Raw genomic sequence first — 18,587 nt, forward strand, 5'->3', positions numbered from 1 at the left:
CTCGTACCGGCTGCCGTCGGTGTCCCGCTGCTCCGCGGTCTTTGCTGACAGGGCCGGAACCAGCCTCGCCCTCGACCGCTCCAGAAGGCGATCAGTGCCGAGTGGATCAGCACGTGAGAGTCGAGCAAGGACGGTGGCGATCAGTGGTCAGCGGGTGCCGTCCGGCGCCTTGACCGGGAGGCAGGGGAACTTCTCCTTGTTGGTCGGCTGTTGCTTCGACGGCGCGCAGAGTTCGAACTCCGTTGCCTTGACGGTGTCGGCCACCTCGAAGCCGAACTGCGCGATGCGGGTCTGGCCGCGCTCGAAGTCGGTGCGGACGTACTCCAGCTTGCTCCACGTGCTGTCGCGCCACTTGGAATTCAGCATCAAGGTGGGCGCGCTGGACAACGTGCTCCACTGGTAGCAGTAGCCCTCGGAGGTCGCTTTCGTCGACGGCCCGCAGTTGCCGTTGGTCGCCTTGTACCGGACGTAGAACTTTCCGGAGATGTTCACCTTGTCCGCGCCGCGGTCCGGCAGTTCCGGGGTGAGCGCGACCCACACCGCGAGGAAGTGGCTTCCCGCGGCGGCCGGCTTCTCCATCACCTCGGGTTTCCAGGTCGAGTCGACCGTTTTGACCTTGATGCCGATTGTGGCACCGTCCTCGGTGTACACGATGCTTTCGCCGGGGATCTCGTCGAAATTGGGGCGCTTCGACGAGGCGTCATCCTGCGCCTGCTCGGGCGCGCCGCCTCCGGTGGAATCGCCGCTGCCGGTGTCGCCGCCACCCGAACACGCCGTCAGCAGTGCGGCGAATCCCGCGCACAGAACCAGCTTTCCCGACCTCATGGTTCCCCTTCTGGCAAGACCGATGTCACGGCGCCGCATTGTCGAATAATCCCAAATGCAGGCGGTGCCGGTACTTTAACGGAGCCGATCCACGCTCGCCACCGGGGTTCTTGTGGAATTCTTGCGGTCCAATCAGGGGCGTTGCGGGAGATCCTGGTGACGGTACACGCCGGTTGTCCCGTCCGGAAACCGCCCTGTGGCGTCAGGCGCTTGTGCCGCCTTGGTCACGCAGCCACTGCACCAAGTCGTCCGCTCCGGTGCGGTGGGCGGCGTCCAACGGGGTCAGGTTCTCCCACGGCGGTATCCAGTTGATCCGCGCACCGCGGCTGAGCAGGACCTCCGCGGCGCGTTGCTGACCGCCGTGGCACGCGGCCCAGAACGCCTCGTCGACGTCCTCCTGGGTGGCTGGTTCGAGGAACTGCTCCAGCCGGTCGAGCAGGCCGAGCGCGGCCGCCTGGAACATGGTGACGTCGGCGCCGCGCTCGACCAGTCGTCGCGCGGCGTTCCACTGTGCGAACGCGGTGGCGTCGTCGAGCGGCGTACCGCCGGCGATGACGGCGCCGTCGGCGTCGATTTCGGCACCGGCGTCGAGCAACGCGTCGAGAACGGCGACATCGTCGCAACTGGCTGCCCAGTGCAATGGGGTCTCGGTGTGTGCTCCGCCACCGAAGCGGGCGTTGACGTCCGCGCCCGCGGCAACCAATGCCGCCACAGTCGCGGGGCCTTGCGGGAAGTGCCCCGGCCAGTCGGTGACGATGTGCAGCAGGGTTCGTTGCTCGCCGCTCGAGTCGTTGCGCAGCCGGGTACGGGCCAGGCCGGGATGCTCGGCGAGCAACCGCGCCAAGGTGTCCACGTGTCCTGTGTGGATCGCCGACACGACTGCCGTCGCCAGCGGATCTCCGGCGCTCAGCGATTCCACGGTGTCCTCCTCGGCATTGCTCACGGCGTCAACGTACCGCGTCCGAAGATGAGAAACTCCTCATTCTCGATTCATGGTGGTGCCATCCTGGTCGGTGAAGCTCGGTGTATGACTACGAAACGACGCACCACCATGTTGATCGCGACGACCGCGATGGGCGCGCTGCTGGCGGCGTGTGGCAGCGGCGGCACGGCGTCCGCCCCTGCCCCCGCCACCGCGCAGGCCGGGCCCAATGCCAACCGCGTCGCGGCGACGTCCGGCGATCCGGCCCCGGACACGTTGAAGCCCGTGTGGTTTCCCGACGCCGAACTGGATGCCGACGACCAGGTCGGTCAGGGCGACCGCGTGGTCATCGAGGAAACGACCTTGCCTGTTCCCGGGCACCTCGCCGTCTACGACCAGACGGGACTTCGCTGGGATCGGTACCAGTGCAGCCGGGTGAACACCGGGACATGGCCGTATCGCTCAATCCCGCCCTGGGCAAGGGCCGCCACACGTTGCACGCCATGCTGACCGTCGACGACGGTGCCGGGAAGTTCAACCCGTCGCAGGACGCGCCGGTCCGCGACGACGACAACGAAGCCGAACTCGAAGACGAATGGCTCGGTCTCACCGTCCGATGACCGTTGCACCGGCACCGAAACGGACCACTCGCCGCACCGCGTCGCTGTTCGCGTGTGCGACCGACCACCGGTGGGCACGGTATTGGGTGTACGCGATCAGGGCGAGCAGCGTCACAGGGCTGAGAACGGAGGTGCTGAGCACGGCGGCGGTGAGCGGAAGCGTGTAGACGAGTGCGGTGGCGACCAGGCTTTGGCCGCACAGTCCCGCTGTCCACAGTAGAGTCAGATGGCGGTGCAGCCGGCGGAAACCCTCGTCGTCCCAGTGCCGGTCGAAGGCGTCGCGGTCGGCGGAGATGTCCCGGCGGATCCGTGCGATCAGGGGGCGGCGCATGCCGAGGGAGACGGCCGCGGCCAGACCGATCAGGAAGGTCACGGCGGCGTCCTTGACCAGTTCGAGGCGCGGGTCGCCGGTGATGACAGCGACGGTGACACCGAACGCGAAACGGGCGAGCACCAGCACGCCGAGGGCGTTGACCTCGCGTCGGCGCAGGTATTGCGCGGCGAGTATCAGCACGGACATCCCCGCACCGCCGACCAGGGCCCACACCGGTGTCCAGCCGATCGCGGTGAGGATCAGGTAGGACGCGATGGGTACGCCGATGTTCTCCAGCACCGCGGCGACGAGCCTGCCTGTGGTGGTCACGAGTTGCCGGTGTGCGCGTCGATCACCTTGTGCAACAGGGCGTTGAGCATGCCTGCTTCGTAGGACTCCAGGCCGAGTGTGGCTGGCTCGTTGTACCGGCGCACGGCCGCGCTCGCTTGCCCGAGCAGTTGCCTGCCTTCGTCAGTGAGGCGGATCGGTACCGGCCGGCCTCTGCCTCCGGTGCCTCGGCGCTCCAGCAACCCCCGATCGACCAGCTGGGTGATGACGGCCGCCATGCTCTGCGGGCGGATGAGCACACTGCGGGCCAGTTCGGCCTGCAGGAGCTCTGGTGTGGCGGCGAGCTGCGCGAGCACACCGAACTGGACCGGGGTCAGCCCGTGCTCGTCGAACAGCTTGGTGAACTCGTGCGCCACGGCATGGTAGGCGCGGACCAGCGTCCATGCGGTCACCCGCCCCAGCGCGTCCCCGGTCCATACGTCCTCTTCCACATCGCCATCGTATCAGTTAGCTGCTACCTTCACGTCGTAGACGTGAACATAAGAATCCTGAAACTGATTCTGGGGGCATGGTGCGGGTAGTGGTGATCGGGGCGGGCATCGGCGGGCTGGTGCTCGCTCGGGCGTTGCGTGACGCCGGGCTGGACGTGCGGGTGCACGAGCGGGACACCGATCTCGCCCATACCGGCGGATACCGGCTGCATCTGGACACACGAGCGTGTGCGGTACTCCGCCGCCGGCTCCCACCCGCGCTCTACCAGGCGCTGGTGGCCAGTTCCGCTGGTCCTGGGGCGTTCCGCCAGTTCTCGGTGTTCGACCACACCATGCGGCAACTGCTCACCTTGCCGCAGGACCCCACCGACGAACACCTGCTCATCGGGCGGATTCCGTTACGCCAACTGCTCGCGCACGACCTTGGCGACATCGTGCGGCTGGATTCCCGGTTCGTGGCGCACAGTTCGGTGCCTGGGCAACCGGTGACCGCCCACTTCGCCGACGGTCGCACCGAACCCGCGGACGTGCTGGTCGGCGCGGACGGCGCCCGTTCACAAGTCGTGGCCGGACTCGCCGGACGCCCCGGTGCTCGGACGCTGCTCGCCCGGGGCATCGCCGGACGCAGCCCGCTGACGGACGCGATCCGCTCCGCCCTCCCGCAGGTGCTGCTGTCCGGCCCGGCTTTCGTGGCGGGCCCACGCGGCACAGCGGTGTTCCTGTCGGCACACGATCCGCGCACCTCCGCGATCGCGCCGGACGTGTGCCGTGACGTGGCCCCGATCCTCGAACCCGGCTACGTGCTGTGGGGGATCACCACCACAGTGGACACTCCGCGGCACTGGTCCGCGATGGACTCGGCCCGTGCGCTGCTGTCCGGATGGTCGGGGGAGATGCGGTCCTTGCTGGACGCGACAGATCCCGCCGACGTCACGGAGTTCCCTTACCTGGCCGCCGATCCGGGCTCCGACCTGACCCCGTGGCCAGCGGGACGTGTCACCGCGCTGGGAGACGCCGTCCACGCGATGCCCCCCACCGGCGGCCAAGGTGCCGCCACGGCCATCCTCGACGCCGACCTGCTGACGAAACGGCTGACCGAGGCGTACCGCGGCGACAGCACACCGGCCTTGGCGATCCACGACTTCCAGCGCGAGATGTCCGGCTACGCCACAGCCGCGATCCGCGAATCCCTGCAACCCCTGCGCTGGCAGCGGATGCTCGCGCCCAGCCCGGTGTTCGCCGTGGCACGCAGGGTGTTGCCCGTGCTGAGCCGCGTCACCGGTCGGCTCGCAGGTAACCGGTGACCATCGCGACGAGTTCGTTCTCCAGCCGGGTGAGGTCGATCGACCCGGGCGAGGCGACGAGCTGGTGCACGGTCAGCTCCACCGTGGACGCCACGAGTCGCGCGGCCGTGTCCTTGTCGTGCACCCGGACTTCGGGGTGGCGGTTGAGCAGGTCTCGCAGGTCACCGACCATCTCCCACTCCAGCCGGGTGATCCGTTCGAGCAGCTCGGCTGAGCGGGGTGCCTGCTCGATCATGATCCGCAGCAGCTCCGGGTCGTCGAGGTGGTTGTCGATCACCGTGTGCACGAACACCCGGACGATCTGCTCCAGCGGGTCCGGCCTGTCCTTGTGCGCGCGCAGCGTCTCGGTGGCCCGGTCGCCGTCGAGGTGGCGGGTCAGCAGCTCGGCCAGGATCGCGTCCTTGTTCGGGTAGTACTGGTACAGCGAGCCGATCGAGACACGAGCCTGCTCGGCGATCCGGTTCGTGGTGCCCGCCGCGTAGCCGTACTCGGCGAAAATGTGAGCAGCGGCGGCGAGGATGCGCTGCCGGGTCAGCTCGGCGCGGACCTGGCGCGGCTGTTTACGTGGCTGGATCCGTCGCTGTTCCGACGTCATGACACCCCCTGCGAACCAGCGGGAAAGCGAGTAGCGAACAAACTGAATAATTGCTCATAATTGAGTCATGACCAGCAATAATACCCTCATGGGGGCGCGCCCGCGCCGGGTGTCCTTCGAGGAGGTGCGGGCCCGGCTCGGCGAGCCGGAGGCCATGATCAAGGCCAAGGTCCACGACCGCGTCGACCGGCACACCCACCTCTTCATCGCGCACTCCCCGTTCCTGGCGATGGCCACCTCGGACGCGACCGGCCTGCCCGACTGCTCGCCGCGTGGCGACTACCCGGGGTTCGTGAAAGTGCTCGACGAACGCACGCTCGCGATCCCCGACCGGCCGGGCAACAAGCTCGCCGACTCGTTGCGCAACATCGCTGAGAACGACGGCATCGGGCTGATGTTCGTCATCCCCGGGATGCGGGAGGTGCTGCGGGTCAACGGGCACGCGTACGTCACCGACGAACCGGACGTGCTCGCCCGGATGCGGACCGAGGGCAAACCCGCCCAGCTGGCGATCATCGTCGAGGTCGCGGAGGTCTTCTTCCACTGTGGACGCGCACTGATCCGGTCGAGGCTGTGGGATCCGGCGAGCCAGGCGCTGGCCGGGGAGATGCCGTCCGCCGGAGCGGTCGCCGCTGAGCAGATGGGCCTCGACATCGACCCGGCAGTGGTGGAGAACATGCTCGAAGCCGGCTACCGGCAGTTGTACTGAGGGGATTCGCTGATGCAGACGACAGTCCTCGAACGAGTGGAGCAGGTCGCCGACGGCGCTGTCTCGCTCGTCCTGCGCGGTGCCGGAGGTCCGCTCGCGGCGTGGGAGCCGGGCGCGCACGTCGACCTGGCGCTGCCCAACTGGCTGACCCGGCAGTACTCGCTGTGCGGGAACCCGGCTGATCACGACAGCTACCGTGTCGCGGTACGCCACGACCGGCTCAGCCGGGGCGGCTCGGAGTACATCCACCTGTTCCTGCGTACCGGCCGCACCCTCGATGTCTCGTTGCCACGCAACAATTTCCCATTGCTGCCTGCGCCCGAGTACCTGTTCATCGCCGGAGGGATCGGGATCACCCCGATCGTGCCGATGCTCGCGGCAGCGGTCGAGGCCGGAGCGCCGGCGACGCTGGTGTACGTCGGACGAACGCTGGCCACCATGCCCTTCGCCGACGAGCTACGGGCGAATCACGGCGACCGGGTACGCATCTACGCCACCGAGGACCGCGGCAGACCCGACTTGGCGGCATTGGCGGCGACTCTGAGCCCGCAGGGGCTGGTGTACTGCTGCGGCCCCACGTCGATGCTCGACGCGGTCGAGGCGGCGTTCCCGGCGCAACGGCTGCACGTCGAGCGGTTCCAGCCGACGGTCAAGCAGTTCGCGCCCGACCAGCCGTTCGAGGTGCACTGCGTCCGATCCGGGCAGATCGTGCGGGTCGGCGCCGAGGAGTCCGTGTTGGACGCGCTGAACCACGCGGGCAGCCGCGTGCGGTCCGGCTGCCGTGAAGGCGTGTGCGGCAGTTGCGAGATCACCGTGGTCGACGGCGAACCGGAGCACCGCGACGACATCGGCGCGCCACCGGGTCGCATGTACTGCTGCGTTTCCCGATCGCTGTCCGGGCGTCTCGTGGTCGATCTCTGAGTCAGCGGTTGTCGATCCGGATCAGCCGTCGCTCGGCGGCGACGGCCACAGCGCCCGCCCGGCTTTCGACACCGAGCTTGTCGTAGATGTGCACGAGGTGGGTTTTCACCGTGGCCTCGGAGATGAACAGCCGCCCCGCGATCAACCGGTTGCTCAGCCCTGCCGCGAGCAGCTGGACGATCTCGGTTTCGCGGGCGGTCAGCGCCGGTGCAGGTGCGCGCATCTGCCCGAACAGTCGTGCGGCCACTTGGGGAGCCAACGCGGTCTCCCCGCGTGCCGCCGCGCGGATGCCACGGAAGAGGTCGTCCGGCGGACCGGCCTTGAGCAGGTAGCCGGTCGCGCCCGCCGTCACCGCCCTGGTGATGTCCACCTCGGCGTCGTACGTGGTGAGCATCAGCACCTTCGGCGGATCCGGCAGGCCGGTCAGCCGGGTGGTGGCGTCGACACCGTCCGGTCCGGCGCCGAGCTGGAGGTCCATCAGCACCACGTCCGGGCGGTGCGCGGCGGCGAACCGGACCGCTTCGTCCGCGTCCGCGCATTCGCCGGCCACCTCGATGTCCGGTTCCCCGGCCAGCAGCGCCGCCAGTCCGGCCCGGACCACCAGGTGGTCGTCGACGATCAGCACACGGATGGTCATCGCGCCCCCGGCCTGGGCACGGTCACCGCGAGCGCGGTTCCCTCACCCGGCGCGCTCTCGACGACCAGCGTGCCGCCCAGCGCGGAGACCCGTTCGCCGATCATTCGCAGACCGTAGCCGCGGCCCGGGGTGGTACGCACCGCGGCCGGGTCGAAACCGGCGCCGTCGTCGCGGACGTCCAGCACGACCTCGTCGGCCAGGTAGGTCAGGGTGACCGCGGCCCGGGTCGCCTGCGCGTGCTCGGTCACGTTCGCCAGCGCGCCCTGCGCGACCCGCAGCAGGCCCGCTTCGACCTCCGGCGTCAGCGGGTACGGGTCCCCGCTGGTTTCGAACCGGACTGCGGGCCCGTCCGGCGTGCCCGTCTGCTCGGCGAGATCACGCAGGGGGCCGGTGAGGTCCGTGCCGTCGAGCCGTGGGGAACTCAGGTCACGGACGAACCGCCGTGCCTCGTCGAGGTTGTCCCCGGCCGCGTCGACCGCTCGCGTGACGTGCGTCCTGGCCAGGTCGGGCTGCGTGGTCCACGACCGCAGGGCGGCTTGCAGCAGCATCCGCATGCTCGACAGGCCCTGGGCGAGGGTGTCGTGGATCTCCCGCGCCAGCCGCTCCCGTTCCTGGACCACTCCGGCCACCCGCTGGCTCTCGGCGAGTTCGTCGCGCGTGCGCAGCAGGTCGCCGATGAGCTCCTGCTGGCGCAGCCGGTCCCGGTCCAGCTGCAGGAACGTCATCGTGGCGATCAGCGCGACCGCCACCGGCGCGAGGACCAGGCTCAACTCGAATCCGGGCGCGACGCGCACCTGGGCGAGGATCACCGAGACGGTGAACAGCACGACCACCACGACCACCGCGCGCGGGCGCAGCACTTGCAGGCAGACGAAGAACAGCGGCACGGCGCACCAGGCGAAACTCGGCGCCGCGACGACCAGCCCGAGCCAGGTCGCGATCACCACCGCCAGCCACACCGGACGCCACCGCCCGAGCCCGGACCACCACAGCACACCGGCGACGTGGACGACGGTCAACGCGCCGGTCAGCACGAGGATCAGCGGAGTGGCACCGTGCAGTCCGTGCGCGCTGACGAATCGCGACACCGACGCGGCGAGCAGCAGGAAGAAACCCGCGTGCATGGCGGCGTTGAGCCGTGTGCTGCGCGTTCCCACCGAGGTGTCCTGCGCTGCGGTGTCCGCCATGGTCGTGCTCCGATCGTCGCCGTTGCGATCGTAGGCACGCTCGTGACCGGCCGCATCAATCGTTCGGTTGATGCCCGCTTCGGCCCTTCGGCGCCGCAGCCCGCTCCGCACGCCCGATCCGGCCGGGCCCAACGCACGGGACAGTCGAAAGGGGACAGACGAAGCCAGTACGAAAGGGAAAACCCATGAACGCCAAGATCTTCCGCACCCGGCTCGCCATCGGCACGGCGACCGGTGTCGTCACCGTCGCGGCCGCCGCCGGAATCGCCGCGGCACAGGACTCGAGGCCCGCACAGCCCGCGCCGGCAGCCGCCGCGGCGCAGAACGTGGTGCAGACCGAGGCGCTGGGCGTCGACGCGGCCACTCGTGCGGCGCAGGCGGTGCTGGCCGAGGCGAGGAAAGGCGGTCACCGGGTGACCGTGGCGGTGCTCGACCGGTCCGGTTCCGTGCGCGTGCTGCTCAAGGCGGACGGCGCCGGTCCGCAGACCGAGGAATCAGCCAAGCGCAAGGCGTTCACCGCCGTCTCGTTCGGACAGCCGACCTCGGCGCTCGCCAGGAACGCCCAGGGCGACGGCCCCACCATCAGGGACATCCCCGGCACCCTGTTCCTGGGCGGCGGCGTGCCGGTGACCGCCAGGAGCGGCCCGGTCGCAGGCATCGGCGTCGGCGGCGCGCCCAGCGGCGACCTCGACGAGCGCTACGCCAACGCAGGTCTCAAGACCCTCGAACAGCCCCGCTGACAAGCGAGGTCAAGCCGGGCTGATCCAGCGGTGGTAGGCGTTCACGTCGACGTTGCTGCCGCACACGATGGTGACGACGTGCCGGTCGGCGAAGCGGTCGCGGTTCTCCAGGACGGCGGCGATGCCGAGCGCGGCCGACGGTTCGACGATGAGCCCGGCGTGGTCGTGCAGCAACCGCATCCCGGCCACGATCGAGGCTTCCGCGACCAGGACGGCGTCGTCGGCGACCACGAGGAGATCGTCGAGGACCTCCGGGATGGGGCACCGGCCGGCGACGCCGTCCGCGATGGTGTCGATCGTGTCGGTGGTGACCACGCGCCGTTCGTGCCAGGAACGCGTCATCGCCGGTGCGCCCACCGGCTGGACGCAGACCACCTCGACGTTGGGCGCCAACGTTTTCAGCACGTGCCCGACGCCGGTGGCCATCGCCCCGCCGCCCAGCGCGATCAGGACGGTGTCGAAGGAGGGCGCGGCGTCGGCCAGTTCCAGGCCGATGGTCGCCGCGCCCTCGCAGGTCTCGATGTCCAGGCTGTCCTCGACCAGCCGGATGCCGTCCCGCTGTGCGATGGCGGACGCGCGTGCACGAGCCAGCTCGTGGTCACCGTCCACGAGCTCCAGCTTGGCGCCCAGCGCACGGATGCGGTCGAGTTTGGCGGCCGTCGCGTGACGGGATGCCACGACAGCGATGTCGAGTCCCCGCTTGCGGCCGGACCAGGCGAGAGCCTGGCCGAGATTGCCCACACTGGCGCACACCGCGGCCCGCGGACCGGTGTCGGCGAGCTGGTCGGCGACGAGCTCGGTACCCCGGCCTTTGAAGCTGCGGACCGGGTTGGCTGTTTCGAGCTTGACGCTCACCGCGCACCCGAGGTGAGGCTCCAGCGCTTCGCAGCGGTAGAGCGGAGTGTCGAGGAAGATCGGGTCGATCACCCGGCGAGCCGCCCGGATCCGGGCAGTGTCGAGACGCGTTTCCGGCACGGCACAGCAGTGTAGTGCCCCGACGCCGTGTTGTGTCGCGATTAGTCCTCGGGGCGGTCTGCGCCCCGGTCGCGGAGCATGCCCGCGGCCATTTTGCGGCGGACAGGGGGAAACAGGTTCGCGGTCCGCATCGCGGTACGCATTCCCGCCAGGAGAGTGCGTCCGATGACCGGCTTGTACAGCGGGTTGTCGCCGCCCTGGTTCTCCAGTGAGTCCGCGACCGCTTTGAAGCCGTAGTCGATCATCTTGGTCTCGTACTCGCGGACTGCGTCCAGCAGTGCCCGCTTGCCGTGGTGGACGTCGCTGAGCTTGCGGCACAACAGTGCCGCGTCGCGCAGTGCTGTGTTGGCACCCGCTCCACGCCCGGGTGTCATGGTGTGGATCGCGTCGCCGAGCAGGGTGACGGTCGTGGTTTCCCACTGCGGCACGGGTTTGGAGGTGGCGATGGCGGCCGTGAAACACGAGCCTGGGTCGGACATGTCGAACAGGCGGTGCAGGATCGGGTTCCAGGTCGGCGTCAGGTTCTTGGCGGTCTCGACGATGTCTTTGCCGCGCTTGGTGAGCGTGTCGCCGGGCAGCTGCGGCGTCGCCGCGCTCACGCCCCACAGGATGTAGTCGCGGGTGTTGTCGAACTGCAGTCCCGGCCAGCGGGAGATCAGTTCCGCGTCGGTGCTGCCCGCGCCCTGCTTCGGCACTCCGCGTTCGTCCCACGGGAATTCCATCACGTGCGTGATGGCGAACAGGCCACGCGGTGCGAAGATCATCGACGTGCCGCGCAGCATCTTGGCCGGTAACAGCGCACGGACCTGCTCGGTGAGCGGGACCTTGCCCGCCAACGAGATGACGCCCGCGTCCACGATCTCCGCGTGCGGCAGGTATTGCTGACGCACGCGCGACCGTGTGCCGTCGGCGGCGACCAACAGGTCACCCGTGGCACTGGTGCCGTCGGCGAAGTACGCGGTGACCGTGCCGTCGTCGTGTTGTTCGTAGCGGGTGAACTCCTTGTCGAAATGGACGAACCCCTCTGCGCCGGTGAGCAGTACTTGCCGCAACGTCATCCTGCTGACCGACCGTTCGCTGTCCGGCTGGCCGGACATGTCGGGAAACGGCAGTTCCAGCACGGTGGAGAGTTTCTCGGTGAACATGGTTCCCTGGGTCAGGGGTTTGGCGCACGTCGCCGCGAACGTGTCGAACAGTTCGGGCGGTAGCAGCTTGCGCAGCGCTCTGCTGCCGTCGGAGTTGATGCCGACGCGGTAGCCGTGCAATCCGTCGGTTCTGGTCCGGTAGCGCTCGTACACGGCGACGCTGATCCCTTCGCGTCGCAACCCGTGCGCCAGCGCCATTCCGCCGGTACCCGCCCCGATGATCAGGACATGGACCAAGGCACTTCCCTTTCATTCGTCTGATGTGGGCGGGCTGAGCAGGCGGATCTGCTCGGCGACGGACTCCGCCGACCAGGTCACCCCGCCGGCGGCGATGTCGTCGATCAACGAGCTCAGCCAGTCCAGTTCCGCGGTGACGACGGCCTGCCGCAGTTCCTCCTCCAGCAGCAGCAAACGAGGCAGCGCAGCGGCGCCTTCGGCGAGCTTCTGCTTGACCTCCGCGGCGTCGGCCGCCAGCGCGGCCCGCCGTGTTTCCAGCAGCCGCAGGCCTTCGGAGACCTCGAGCAGCGGCAGGTAGGAGATCGCCACCGGGAACTCGCCGAACGTCTCCCGCGGCTGGGAAAGCATGCTGCGCAACCACGTCTGGAACGCCTGCCGTCCCTGGCCGGTGATCGCGTACACGGTCCGCTCGGGCCGGGGTGCGGCCTGGACTGTCTCGTGCACGGCGATCAGCCCGTCCCGCTCCAGCCGGGCGATCGCCTGGTAGAAGCTGCTGCGTTCCTTGATGTTGACCACCCGGTCCTTGCGGCGCTCCTTGAGCAGCCGCTGCATCTCGTACGGATGCATGCGCGCTTCCTGCAGCAGGCCGAGCAGGACGAACGCGAGGAGAGAGGGACGGCCGGGCGTACTCATAGGGAGAACTGTACTAGTGAGTGACTCCCTATGTCACGGGATGTTCGCCGTCAGCGGGCGGAGTCGTGCGGCAGACCTGGGACGATCAAGCCGGTCTCGTAGGCCACCACGGCTTGGGCGCGGCTGGACAGCCGCAGTTCGCCCATCACCCGTCTTCACGGTCGCCTCGCCGAGCACCAACCGGGCGACCACCCGTTGGGTGATCTGCGGCGCGAGCAGCACGACCGCCGGCCGCGATCGTGCGCACCGCGGCGAGGATCCGGCCGGCGGTCGTGTCCTTGAGCAGGAAACCCGTTGCCCCGGCGGCCAGCGAGGCGTAGACGCACTCGTCCAGGTCGAACGTGGTCAGCACGATCACCCGCGGCGCGCCTCCGGCCGGTTCGGCGAGGATCCGCCTGGTGGCCGCGATACCGTCGAGGACGGCATCCGGATGTCCATCAGGACCACGTCCGGCGCGGCGAGCGCGGCGGCCTGCTCACCGTCAGCGGCTTCGCCCACCACCTCCAGCCCCGGCGCTGCGGTGAACAGCGTGACCAGACCGGTCCGGATGAACGACTGGTCGTCGGTGACGGGCACGCGGATGGTCATACCGGCAACCTCGCCACGACCGCGAAACCACCTTCCGGGCGTGGACCGGCGGTGAGCACCCCGCCATAGAGCGCGGCCCGTTCCCGCATCCCGGTGATCCCGCGCTGCGTGTGAGGACAACGCGACCGGTGCTGGCCGGGATCGCGCTGGCGGCGGGGATGTCGGTGACCGCGCTCGTGAGCCCAGCGGTCGCCGCGGGCCCGCCGGCGGCTGGGGACCAGGCGATCGGACAAGCGCTCGACCAACTGCTGCGGACGGACAACCTGCCGGGTGGACAAGCTGTGGTCACCGAGCGGGGCAGGAGCCGTGAGATCTCGCGTGGCGCGGGAAACCTGCGTACCGGTAGGCCGTTCCCGCACCAGTCCAGGATCCGCATCGGCAGCAACACCAAGACGTTCGTCGCCACCGTCATGCTGCGGCTGGTGGCCGAACGCAAGGTGGAGCTGGACGTCCCGATCGAACGCTACCTGCCCGGTGTGGTGCGGGCAACGGCAATGACGGCTCAGTCATCACGGTCCGGCAGCTGCTGCAGCACACCAGCGGCCTGACCGACTACACCGGTGTGGTCGACGCGGGGGAGATGAGTGGCGGCAGGTCAAGCCGATCGAACTCGTCCGTGCCGCGCTGGGAGTGCTCCAGCACGAACTACCTCCTCGCCGGCATGCTCGTGGAACGGATCACCGGGCGCTCCGTGGCCGACGAGGTGACTCGCCGGACCATCGTCCCCCTCGGGCTCACCACGACGTACTACCCGAAGGACTACGAGACCTGGGTCCATGGGCCACACCCTCGCGGCTACGTCGACGTCGCGGGCGGGCGCTACGACTACACCAACCGAACATGTCGTGGGCCGGAGCGGCCGGGGCGATGGCCGGCACGGGCGAGGACCTGAACCTTTTCTTCGCCGCGCTGCTGTCCGGGCGGTTGCTGCCACCGGCGCAGCTGGCCGAGATGAAGCGGACGGTCCCGGCCACGCTGTTCCCGCACGCCGGTCACGGTCTCGGGCTCGTCGGTTTCCCGCTGTCCTGCGGCGTGGACATCTGGGGTCACGGCGGCACTCTGCCCGGTTACCGCACCTGCGGCGGCGTCACCGCTGATGGTCGTGCGGTGAACGCGTCGGTCAACCAGATCGCCGAGTCGCCGGACGGTTCGATCCACGTCATGCGTGTGGTCGACACCGCCGTCTGCTCGCCATCCTGACCGTCGGCCTGGGCACGGAACAACGGGATGCGGGGCCCGGATCTCCGATGCCCCACTGCGACTGCCGAGGTGGCGCGACCCCCGCACCTCGGCAGTCCCGCCGCGCGAACACGGCTGCGCAGACTGCGGCCAACGCGAACGCCGCCGCTTCGTAGGTCATCGCGTTCCACAGCGCGTCCCCGGGCGCCGCGTACGCCATACCGGCGAACGTCACGCCCAACGTCCCACCCAGCTGTTGGGCGGTGGGGAACAGCCCGGAGACCGAGGTGGCGGCCTCGGGCCGGACCCTGGTGATGATCTGCGTGAACGCCGACGCGGTGAACACGCCGAAACCGAAACCACCGAGGCACAACGCGAGCCAGTACACCCACAGCAGGTCGCTGATGGTCATCGGGACGACGAGCGACACAAGCCCCATCGCGAGCGGCGCGGCAGCGAGTGCCCAAGGCCCGTAACGCCTGCCCAGGCTGGTCGCGACTGCGCTGCCGGCCAGGGCGCCGATGGCGTACGGGGTCACGCCGAGACCGGCCTGCAGCGGACTCCAGCCCTGTGCGCCCTGCAAGTGCGTCGACAGCGACAGCGTGAAGGACGGCACGCCCGCGTTGAACACCAGCACGACACCCAGTCCCCACCTCGTCGCCGGTTCGGCCACTGTGGACGGATGGACGAGCGGATCGGCCACCCTGCGCTGGGAAATCGCGAACCCGGTCAGCGCCACCGCGGCCAGTGCCAGGCTGACCCAGGTCCACAGTGGCCGGCCCGCGTCCTGTCCCGTCGTCAGCGGGAAAACCAGCAGCGCGAGGCCCAGCAAGCTCAGGCTCGCCCCGACCGGATCGACTCGTTTCGCCGTTCGCCGCTCAGGGATGGGCAGCGCGGGGGACAGGGCGAGGGCGGCGACCCCGACGGGCACCGTCAGCAGCATCGCCGCGCGCCAGCCCAGGCCCAGCGGATCGAGTTGGATCAGGACACCGCCGAGCACCGGACCCGCCAGCGACGCCGCCGCCATGGTCGCGCCGAACGCGCTCAACGCGGCGGGCCTGCGGTGCGCGGGCACGGCCGACTGGATGATCGACAGGATCTGCGGCGCCATGAGCCCGCTGCCGAACCCTTGCGCCAGGCGTCCGATGATCAGGACCCACGCACTGGGGGCCGCCGCCGCTCCGACCGAAGCGGCGGTGAACACAGCCATCCCCACGACGAACAACCGCCGGTAGCCGTACCGGTCGCCCAACCGTGCCGACACGATCAGCGAACAGGCGTACGTGAGGGTGTAACCGGCGAGAACCAGCTGACCTTCCCCTGCCGTGGCGCCGAGATCCTGCCGGACATCCACGACAGCCACTTGCATGACCGTCACGCTGAACAACTGGACGAACGTGCCGGACAGGATGATCGGGAGGAGGAGGCGCTGCGCGGTCACCGGGCATCGCTTCGCGACGCGATCGCGGCGAACAGCGTCGCCAGCTCCTGCGGGCGCGTCACGAACGGCGAGTGACCGCCCGGCAGGGAATGCACCCGCAACGGGTTGTCCGGCGTGACCTGGTCGGCCTCATGGATCATCAGGTCCTGGGTCGCGGGCGGCAAGGCGAGGTCGTCGGTCAGCCTGACGTAGGAGCGGGGGAGGCGTCCCCAGCGTTCGGGCGTGACCGTCACCGCTGTGGTGAAGTTCGAGAACGGGTGATCCGGGTGCAGGAAATGGCGCCACGCCTGCGAGCTGCCCGCGGGGAGGTCGTTGAGGAAGGCCCGGCGGATCACGTCGACCACGGCCGGGTCGGGCGACAGCGGGTTGATCCGGAACGCGCCGATCTCCGCCGGGTCGGCGACCGGCGGCACCTGCACGGCGTCCGCGTTCTCCTTGGCGCCGATGTAGTCGGCGAACCGGGGCCTGCCCGCGGGCACGAACGCGGAGAGGTACACCAACTGGTCGACGAGCTCAGGCGCCTGCTCGGCGGCGGCCGATGCCGGGGAACCACCGGCACTGTGCGCGACGAGGACCACACGCCGGTACCGCGTGCGCGCACTGGCCAGCGCGTCGAGCACCACCTCCGCGGCGTCCTGCAGCGTGACGTTGGCCAGCGCTGATTTCTCGCTGGCGAGCCCGGGCTGGCCCGGCTGGAAGTACCCGGTGGGGACCGGTGCGCCGAACCCGGCTCCCGGCAGGTCGACGGCAACGCCGGCCAGCCCGTCCCTGGCGAGGAAGCGCTGCGTCGACACCCAGTGCAGCGCGGAGTGCCAGGCGCCGTGCACCAGCAGGATGACGGTATCGGGCGGGCTCACGGTGGCCCCTTTCGCAGTGGTGATCGTTCGACGTGACCACGTCACACCACCGAGCAGGACGTCATCCACCGTGATATCTGACAGAGGCCTCGGCGATACGTCAGACGTATCATCGCGGTGTGGAAGCCCGACACTTGCGCTACGCCCTCGCGCTCGCCGAACACCAGCACTTCGGGCGAGCCGCGGCGTCACTCGGCATCGCCCAGCCGCCGCTGTCGACCCAGATCGCCGCACTCGAACGGGAGATCGGCGAGCGGCTGTTCGACCGCACGGCACGCGGCGTTTTCCCCACCGCGGCAGGAGAAGCCTTCCTCGTCAGGGCACGCGGCGCGCTCACCGAGATGAGCCGTGCCCGGGTCGACGCGGGCAGGGCGGCGCGCGGGGAGACCGGGCGGCTGCGGCTCGGGTTCATCGGATCGGCGCTGCTCGACCCGCTGCCCGGCGTGATCGGCCGGTTCCGCCGGACCCACCCGGACGTCCGCCTCACCCTGCAGGAACTGGAATGCCCGTCGGCGGCCCTGCTCGCGGGCGAGCTGGACGTCGCGGTCGGCCGAGGCAGCCCGCGCGGCGCGGGCGCGGAAGACCTGGTCACCGTGCCCATCGGCGCGGACCACCTGATAGCCGTGGTCTCCACGGCGCATCCCTTCGCCGGGCGCCCGTCCGTCGGCATCGGGCAACTGGCCCAGGAACCGCTCGTGGTCAGCGCGGACGCGGCGAGCACGTATCTCAGACCGCTGTTCAACCCGGACCCGACCGTGCTCGACACGGCGGCGATCGCGCGTGACATCCACACGATCGCCGGACTCGCCGCGTGCTGCGCCGGAGTCGGGCTCGGCCCGAACCGGATGCGCATGATCGCCCGCAAGGACATCTGGTTCTGCGACGTCGAACCCCGGTTCCGCCTGCCGGACCTGCGGATGTCCGTACGGGTCACCGATTCGTCGCCGGTGCTCGCGGCGTTCCTGTCCGTCGTCCGGCAGAACTGCGCGGACGTCGGCGCCAGGCTCGACGACCTCCTGGCCAGGCACCCGGCCGCGGCCGGGCGGTGACCACTGTGGACACGGCCGGCCGGACCCGATTCACGGTGTGCGCGACCGGACCTCCACACTGAGCCCGATGTCGGCTCGGTGAAGGGAATTCCCATGAATGACGGCACACTGCGCTACGGCGTGTACCTTCCGCCGTTCGGTCCGTTCGGTGATCCGAAGGTTCTCGTCGAACTGGCGGTACGCGCGGAAGCCGCGGGCTGGGACGGGGTGTTCCTGTGGGATCACGTGGTCGGCGCCGTTCCGCCGATCGCCGACGCGTGGACCTCGCTGGCCGCCATGGCGCAGGCGACCGGGAACCTGCTGCTGGGCCCGACGGTCACCCCGCTGCCACGGCGTCGCCCCTGGACGGTCGCCCGGCAGGCGTCCACCATCAGCAGGCTGTCGGGCGGGCGACTGGTCGTCGGTACCGGTCTCGGGTCCGACGAATCCGGTGACTTCAGCGGGTTCGGGGAGGCCACGGATCTGGCGGCGCGCTCGTCTATGTTCGCCGAAGGGCTGGAAGTGATGCGGGCGATGTGGGCGGGTACGGCCGTGGCGCACCACGGCTCGCACTACCAGGTGAGCCTGCCGGCGACCGAGCCGGAACCACACCGCATCCCGGTCTGGGTGGCCAGTTCCACGAATCACCCGCGCGTGCTGGCCCGTGCCGTCGGCTGTGACGGGATCTTCCCCAACCCGGAGGACCACGAACTGACCCCGCGCGAGGTCGCCGACCTCCGCGAAGCGCTGGGCGACGCCGGTCTGCCCGCCGACCGGCCGTTCGACATCGCCGTGCGCGGCAACGTGAGCCCGGCGTGGCAGGAGGACATGACCGCCGACCTCAAGGGACTCGCCGCGGCGGGCATGACCTGGTGGCTGGAGTCCCTGATCCACTTCGACCCGCTGGACCTGTCGATGGCGATCGTCGACGCCGGGCCGCCCCGCGTCTGAC

The 18,587-nt window shown here is 69.7% G+C and carries 22 protein-coding genes and 1 pseudogene; 9 read left to right on the forward strand and 14 right to left on the reverse strand.

Annotated features, from left to right (window positions below; all coding sequences use genetic code 11):
- Positions 1-147: 147 nt before the first annotated feature.
- Both AOZ06_RS24095 and AOZ06_RS24100 read right to left on the reverse strand, forming a co-directional pair.
- Positions 148-825, reverse strand: a complete 678-nt coding sequence (locus AOZ06_RS24095) for a hypothetical protein (RefSeq protein ID WP_054291476.1) — start codon at positions 823-825, stop codon at positions 148-150.
- A gap of 202 nt (positions 826-1,027) precedes the next feature.
- Complete coding sequence (locus AOZ06_RS24100; protein ID WP_236952367.1) at positions 1,028-1,768, reverse strand: ankyrin repeat domain-containing protein; 741 nt, start codon at positions 1,766-1,768, stop codon at positions 1,028-1,030.
- Between the two features lie 84 nt (positions 1,769-1,852).
- On the opposite strand from AOZ06_RS24100, the gene AOZ06_RS24105 reads away from it, so the two are divergent.
- Entirely contained in the window at positions 1,853-2,257 is a 405-nt protein-coding gene (locus AOZ06_RS24105) for a hypothetical protein (RefSeq protein ID WP_157233208.1), read from the forward strand.
- Positions 2,258-2,353: 96 nt separating this feature from the next.
- Here the strand turns inward: AOZ06_RS24105 and AOZ06_RS24110 are convergent, their stop codons facing one another.
- Both AOZ06_RS24110 and AOZ06_RS24115 read right to left on the reverse strand, forming a co-directional pair.
- Positions 2,354-3,010 (reverse strand): VC0807 family protein, encoded by a 657-nt coding sequence (locus AOZ06_RS24110; protein ID WP_054291478.1) that lies wholly within the window; start codon positions 3,008-3,010, stop codon positions 2,354-2,356.
- Entirely contained in the window at positions 3,007-3,459 is a 453-nt protein-coding gene (locus AOZ06_RS24115) for a MarR family winged helix-turn-helix transcriptional regulator (RefSeq protein WP_054291479.1), read from the reverse strand. The genes AOZ06_RS24110 and AOZ06_RS24115 overlap by 4 nt, the downstream gene beginning before the upstream one ends.
- A gap of 77 nt (positions 3,460-3,536) precedes the next feature.
- On the opposite strand from AOZ06_RS24115, the gene AOZ06_RS24120 reads away from it, so the two are divergent.
- Positions 3,537-4,763: an FAD-dependent oxidoreductase gene (locus AOZ06_RS24120; RefSeq protein ID WP_054291480.1), complete on the forward strand. Its 1,227-nt coding sequence runs from the start codon at positions 3,537-3,539 to the stop codon at positions 4,761-4,763.
- On the opposite strand, the gene AOZ06_RS24125 is transcribed toward AOZ06_RS24120, so the two are convergent.
- Positions 4,735-5,358: a TetR/AcrR family transcriptional regulator gene (locus tag AOZ06_RS24125; protein WP_054291481.1), complete on the reverse strand. Its 624-nt coding sequence runs from the start codon at positions 5,356-5,358 to the stop codon at positions 4,735-4,737. The genes AOZ06_RS24120 and AOZ06_RS24125 overlap by 29 nt on opposite strands.
- Before the next feature lie 67 nt (positions 5,359-5,425).
- On the opposite strand from AOZ06_RS24125, the gene AOZ06_RS24130 reads away from it, so the two are divergent.
- A complete protein-coding gene (locus AOZ06_RS24130; protein ID WP_054291482.1) occupies positions 5,426-6,067 on the forward strand; it encodes an MSMEG_1061 family FMN-dependent PPOX-type flavoprotein in 642 nt (213 codons plus the stop codon).
- Positions 6,068-6,079: 12 nt separating this feature from the next.
- On the forward strand, positions 6,080-6,988 hold the full coding sequence (locus tag AOZ06_RS24135) for a PDR/VanB family oxidoreductase (RefSeq protein WP_054291483.1): 909 nt from the start codon (positions 6,080-6,082) through the stop codon (positions 6,986-6,988).
- Position 6,989: 1 nt separating this feature from the next.
- Here the strand turns inward: AOZ06_RS24135 and AOZ06_RS24140 are convergent, their stop codons facing one another.
- Positions 6,990-7,625 carry a response regulator gene (locus tag AOZ06_RS24140; RefSeq protein ID WP_054291484.1) on the reverse strand — a complete coding sequence of 212 codons (636 nt, stop codon included), beginning with the start codon at positions 7,623-7,625 and terminating at the stop codon, positions 6,990-6,992.
- Complete coding sequence (locus tag AOZ06_RS24145) at positions 7,622-8,812, reverse strand: sensor histidine kinase (protein WP_054296876.1); 1,191 nt, start codon at positions 8,810-8,812, stop codon at positions 7,622-7,624. Before AOZ06_RS24145 ends, AOZ06_RS24140 begins: the two co-directional genes overlap by 4 nt.
- Positions 8,813-8,997: 185 nt before the next feature.
- Here AOZ06_RS24145 and AOZ06_RS24150 point away from each other — a divergent pair, with 185 nt between their 5' ends.
- Positions 8,998-9,552, forward strand: coding sequence for a GlcG/HbpS family heme-binding protein (locus tag AOZ06_RS24150; RefSeq protein ID WP_054291485.1), 555 nt, complete (start codon positions 8,998-9,000; stop codon positions 9,550-9,552).
- 9 nt (positions 9,553-9,561) lie between these two features.
- On the opposite strand, the gene AOZ06_RS24155 is transcribed toward AOZ06_RS24150, so the two are convergent.
- The 5 genes from AOZ06_RS24155 to AOZ06_RS61700 all read right to left on the reverse strand — a co-directional run bounded on the left by AOZ06_RS24155 (position 9,562) and on the right by AOZ06_RS61700 (position 13,130).
- On the reverse strand, positions 9,562-10,527 hold the full coding sequence (locus AOZ06_RS24155; RefSeq protein ID WP_054291486.1) for a threonine ammonia-lyase: 966 nt from the start codon (positions 10,525-10,527) through the stop codon (positions 9,562-9,564).
- Positions 10,528-10,568: 41 nt separating this feature from the next.
- Positions 10,569-11,909 (reverse strand): FAD-dependent oxidoreductase, encoded by a 1,341-nt coding sequence (locus AOZ06_RS24160; RefSeq protein ID WP_054291487.1) that lies wholly within the window; start codon positions 11,907-11,909, stop codon positions 10,569-10,571.
- Positions 11,910-11,921: 12 nt separating this feature from the next.
- Positions 11,922-12,542, reverse strand: a complete 621-nt coding sequence (locus AOZ06_RS24165; protein WP_054291488.1) for a PadR family transcriptional regulator — start codon at positions 12,540-12,542, stop codon at positions 11,922-11,924.
- Between the two features lie 145 nt (positions 12,543-12,687).
- The gene (locus tag AOZ06_RS61695) at positions 12,688-12,900 is read right to left on the reverse strand and encodes a response regulator (RefSeq protein ID WP_054291489.1); all 213 of its coding nucleotides are present in this window, start codon (positions 12,898-12,900) and stop codon (positions 12,688-12,690) included.
- Positions 12,897-13,130, reverse strand: coding sequence for a response regulator transcription factor (locus tag AOZ06_RS61700; RefSeq protein ID WP_054291490.1), 234 nt, complete (start codon positions 13,128-13,130; stop codon positions 12,897-12,899). The genes AOZ06_RS61695 and AOZ06_RS61700 overlap by 4 nt, the downstream gene beginning before the upstream one ends.
- A 158-nt stretch (positions 13,131-13,288) precedes the next feature.
- Between AOZ06_RS61700 and AOZ06_RS61140 the strand changes: the two are divergent.
- Positions 13,289-13,827: pseudogene (locus tag AOZ06_RS61140) on the forward strand (serine hydrolase domain-containing protein); the annotation flags it as partial.
- On the forward strand, positions 13,761-14,330 hold the full coding sequence (locus tag AOZ06_RS61145) for a serine hydrolase (protein ID WP_192781938.1): 570 nt from the start codon (positions 13,761-13,763) through the stop codon (positions 14,328-14,330). The pseudogene AOZ06_RS61140 and the gene AOZ06_RS61145, both read left to right, overlap by 67 nt.
- On the opposite strand, the gene AOZ06_RS24195 is transcribed toward AOZ06_RS61145, so the two are convergent.
- Positions 14,290-15,750 carry an MFS transporter gene (locus AOZ06_RS24195; protein ID WP_236952370.1) on the reverse strand — a complete coding sequence of 487 codons (1,461 nt, stop codon included), beginning with the start codon at positions 15,748-15,750 and terminating at the stop codon, positions 14,290-14,292. The two genes, AOZ06_RS61145 and AOZ06_RS24195, sit on opposite strands and share 41 nt — an antisense overlap.
- The gene (locus AOZ06_RS24200; protein WP_054296877.1) at positions 15,747-16,607 is read right to left on the reverse strand and encodes an alpha/beta fold hydrolase; all 861 of its coding nucleotides are present in this window, start codon (positions 16,605-16,607) and stop codon (positions 15,747-15,749) included. The genes AOZ06_RS24195 and AOZ06_RS24200 overlap by 4 nt, the downstream gene beginning before the upstream one ends.
- Before the next feature lie 119 nt (positions 16,608-16,726).
- Here AOZ06_RS24200 and AOZ06_RS24205 point away from each other — a divergent pair, with 119 nt between their 5' ends.
- Complete coding sequence (locus AOZ06_RS24205) at positions 16,727-17,656, forward strand: LysR family transcriptional regulator (protein WP_054291494.1); 930 nt, start codon at positions 16,727-16,729, stop codon at positions 17,654-17,656.
- 93 nt (positions 17,657-17,749) lie between these two features.
- Positions 17,750-18,586, forward strand: coding sequence for an LLM class flavin-dependent oxidoreductase (locus AOZ06_RS24210; protein WP_054291495.1), 837 nt, complete (start codon positions 17,750-17,752; stop codon positions 18,584-18,586).
- The last annotated feature ends 1 nt before the right edge of the window (position 18,587 follow it).

This window comes from Kibdelosporangium phytohabitans, from assembly GCF_001302585.1.
Taxonomy (GTDB): domain Bacteria; phylum Actinomycetota; class Actinomycetes; order Mycobacteriales; family Pseudonocardiaceae; genus Kibdelosporangium; species Kibdelosporangium phytohabitans.